General features: G+C 42.4%; 7 protein-coding genes. All 7 read right to left on the reverse strand.

What is annotated here, in order from left to right; genetic code table 11:
- Positions 1 to 40: 40 nt before the first annotated feature.
- The gene (locus tag IV71_RS07220; RefSeq protein ID WP_056995062.1) at positions 41 to 295 is read right to left on the reverse strand and encodes a hypothetical protein; all 255 of its coding nucleotides are present in this window, start codon (positions 293 to 295) and stop codon (positions 41 to 43) included.
- Between the two features lie 89 nt (positions 296 to 384).
- Positions 385 to 750 carry a tail assembly chaperone gene (locus IV71_RS07225; protein ID WP_010692145.1) on the reverse strand — a complete coding sequence of 122 codons (366 nt, stop codon included), beginning with the start codon at positions 748 to 750 and terminating at the stop codon, positions 385 to 387.
- A gap of 86 nt (positions 751 to 836) precedes the next feature.
- Positions 837 to 1,379: a phage major tail protein, TP901-1 family gene (locus tag IV71_RS07230; protein ID WP_010692146.1), complete on the reverse strand. Its 543-nt coding sequence runs from the start codon at positions 1,377 to 1,379 to the stop codon at positions 837 to 839.
- A gap of 39 nt (positions 1,380 to 1,418) precedes the next feature.
- Positions 1,419 to 1,838 (reverse strand): hypothetical protein, encoded by a 420-nt coding sequence (locus IV71_RS07235; RefSeq protein WP_010692147.1) that lies wholly within the window; start codon positions 1,836 to 1,838, stop codon positions 1,419 to 1,421.
- Positions 1,831 to 2,187, reverse strand: coding sequence for an HK97 gp10 family phage protein (locus IV71_RS07240; protein WP_010692148.1), 357 nt, complete (start codon positions 2,185 to 2,187; stop codon positions 1,831 to 1,833). The genes IV71_RS07235 and IV71_RS07240 overlap by 8 nt, the downstream gene beginning before the upstream one ends.
- Positions 2,188 to 2,484: a hypothetical protein gene (locus IV71_RS07245; RefSeq protein WP_010692149.1), complete on the reverse strand. Its 297-nt coding sequence runs from the start codon at positions 2,482 to 2,484 to the stop codon at positions 2,188 to 2,190.
- Positions 2,481 to 2,828 (reverse strand): phage head-tail connector protein, encoded by a 348-nt coding sequence (locus IV71_RS07250; protein ID WP_010692150.1) that lies wholly within the window; start codon positions 2,826 to 2,828, stop codon positions 2,481 to 2,483. The genes IV71_RS07245 and IV71_RS07250 overlap by 4 nt, the downstream gene beginning before the upstream one ends.
- Positions 2,829 to 2,933: the final 105 nt, after the last annotated feature.

Consider the following 2,933-nt stretch of genomic DNA (forward strand, 5'->3'; position numbering starts at 1 on the left):
CCTATGAATCGAACCTAGTGATGTAAAAAAAGTGTCTAACTTATTGACATACGAGCACTTCCGATGGAATATCGACTGCAGCTTTCGGATTAAACTCTTGCTTAATCTTGTTGATGGCCTTTTTGTAATCTCTTTCGAAGAACTTGTCGAAGGTATCAAACTTAAGGCTATTCCCACTGGCGTTGGTTTGTTCAACGGCCATTGAAGCCCAGGCTATTTCATGGATAGCGTGTTTCTTGTCAATCTCTTTCAGTTGAGCCGCCTCAATTTGTAGCTGATACTCTCTTGGAGTCATATTCGCTACTTCGTCAGAACTTGACACATTAAAATAGCGCAAGCCATTTACCAAAATTTCATGGTATTGGCTTGCGCTATCTAACTCTTTTAAGCTGTTTGTGCCACTACTTGTTGAGCAACTACCTTCGCTACCTTGTTCTTCGTAAATTTTCCTTCCTTCAATGCCTCCGTTACTTCGTTAGCAATGACATCAATATCAGTTTTCTCATCATCGAAGAAGTCATCCAACATACCAGTGGTCAAGTTCCCACCAGCAGCATGGTTAGCAGCAATCAAAATATCAGAAAGAGCAATTGGGTCGCCGTCCACAATAAACTTAGACAGGTTCATGTCAACTCCGGCGCCAAACTTAATGCCGTTAACATTTCCTACAACTGACTTGTCCAAAGCACGGATAAACTTAAAGTTGAATGCGAATTGGTATTCCTTACCGTTAATTTCAAATGTAATCATGAATATTTCTCCTATTTTTTCTATTAGTAGTTTAGTATCGGGCTTCTCACCCCGCTCGAACGTTTAGCCGTTGTACTATCGATCAGTTACTTTGTTGTTGGTTGTGAAGCCGAGTCAGACGACTCTGAATTCGTAACATTGCCCAAGTCCTTAAACTTGTATGCGGAGTTTGCTTCATCAAGCGATAACGTTACTTCTCCACGACGTGCGTATCCATCCTTGATAGTTGCTTCTAGCTTCAACGATACAGAGTTATCCGAATCGCCAGTTTCTTCATGAGAAGTGATGTCTGCCATCATGTAGCGAGCCGCATACTTGTTAGTAGAAGAACCTGGCGTGTCTGTGTAGACAATCCAGAATTCCATGGAGTTACCTTTAACAACGGTATCCTCAATGTCGTTTAACAAGTCCTGATTAGATGCCAGCATTTCCATAGAAAGCGTTCCATCAAGTGATCCGCCTTTTGAAATCTTGCCATCCTTCGTGTCTTCTGACTTTGAATCACGGGACAACTTATAACCATAAGTCGTCTGGTAGGCAACCTTTGTCCCCACCATGGCGGCTTGTTTTGAAAATGGCCGTGCAAATACAATCGCCTTGCCACCGGCCTTATTAGCTAAATCAGCCATAATTACCTCCAATAAAAAAAGACTCGTTAGAGTCTTGTGTTAGTTGACCTTAAAGGTCACATCAAGTGTTGCGTGCCACAGACGTAGGTTGTCTTCCTGCTCCTGTGCCACTGTGTTAATCAAATTGCGTGGGTCTAATTCAACCCTGTAATCTCCAACATTACTTAGTTGCATGAGATACGAGTAAATAGACTGCTTAACGTCCTGAACGTCTTCCAGCGCCTCAATATCGCCAAATACATGAATGGTAATGGCAGGTTTCGATACAAGCACGCCTTTTAAAGGTGTATCTTGCCCCATCGACTGATTTCCAAGAATAACCATTGGGTTGTTAAATGAATAATCGTGAAATTCTGGAAAAGTCTTAAAGAACTGTCCACCATCACTACCATCCCCGTATTTATCGAATAAATGCCCGCCGACTTCCTTGTACAAAGCGTAATCTGGTGTATCAACCATTGATTACCTCCTTCAAGCGACTTCTAAATAGCTCTTTATGAGCCTCAAAAGCCGTTGTAATGAAGTACTTGGGACGGACATATTTCGTTCCGTATTCCTGTGCATATCCATAGTTAAATGAACCATTAAAGGCATTTCCGTACACAGTAGCCGTCATTTTTGTTCCGTTAATCACCATCTCCGGCTTAATGTTATTACGCAGAAAACCAGTACGAACCGGTGCAATACGAACAGCCTGTGAACGTGTACTATTCGCCGTATCTTGCAAAATGGAGAATACTTTACCAGGAGCTTTACGAAGCTTCTCTGATTGAACATTAATAAAGTTATCAGCGCCAACTACCCCCATCTAATCCTCCTTTACTCGAAACGACGAGCGAATTCCCACCATCTGTCGTTCCTGCACTACGTACTTTTTGCCATCAATCAAGCAATAATCAAAGTATGGCAGAGTACCAACAGAGCGAATAATCTTCTCGCCGTATGAAACAACGCCATACTCTCGATATGACTTAGCAGCACTTAAATCGGTCACATTCACTGTAACTTCGGCAACTAACTCGTCATCCCCTTTTTTGCGAGGATTACGAGGGTCTTGTGTCCCTTTGCTTTTCATATACAAAGCGATCTTTGTAGCTGCGTTCATAGAAACATCACCCGACCTCTCTGACGGTCTGTAACATTTCCTGTGCGGTATTCGTCAATCTCATTCTTGAACTTAGAAAAATCATCATCTTGGAAGACAAGCGTTAACCCATCTTGCCCAGCAGACTTCATCCCCTCATTACCAATACGAGAAAAACGAGCAGCCACTACTTCATCAACAATGTAGTTAAACTGATCAGGAATTTTAGTGGCTTTCAGCCCGAGCAAGACAGACAAGCGAGCTTTTACATTCTTTTCAATGATTTCAAGCTTATCCTTAACCGAACCCTTAGGGTCTAAGAGCTTCTCATAGTCGCTTGTAGTACCAACACTAGTTTCACTCATAATAGCCCCCTTTCAACTAATTACTTGCCTGTTGAAGCAGATGAACCCTTGGCCATTCCAGCCGTCAAGATGGCCTTCTTGTTCAAGTCAGACACCCATACGCCA

Origin of the sequence: Fructobacillus fructosus KCTC 3544, from assembly GCF_001438695.1 — a bacterium.
In the GTDB taxonomy this organism is placed as follows: Bacteria; Bacillota; Bacilli; order Lactobacillales; family Lactobacillaceae; genus Fructobacillus; species Fructobacillus fructosus.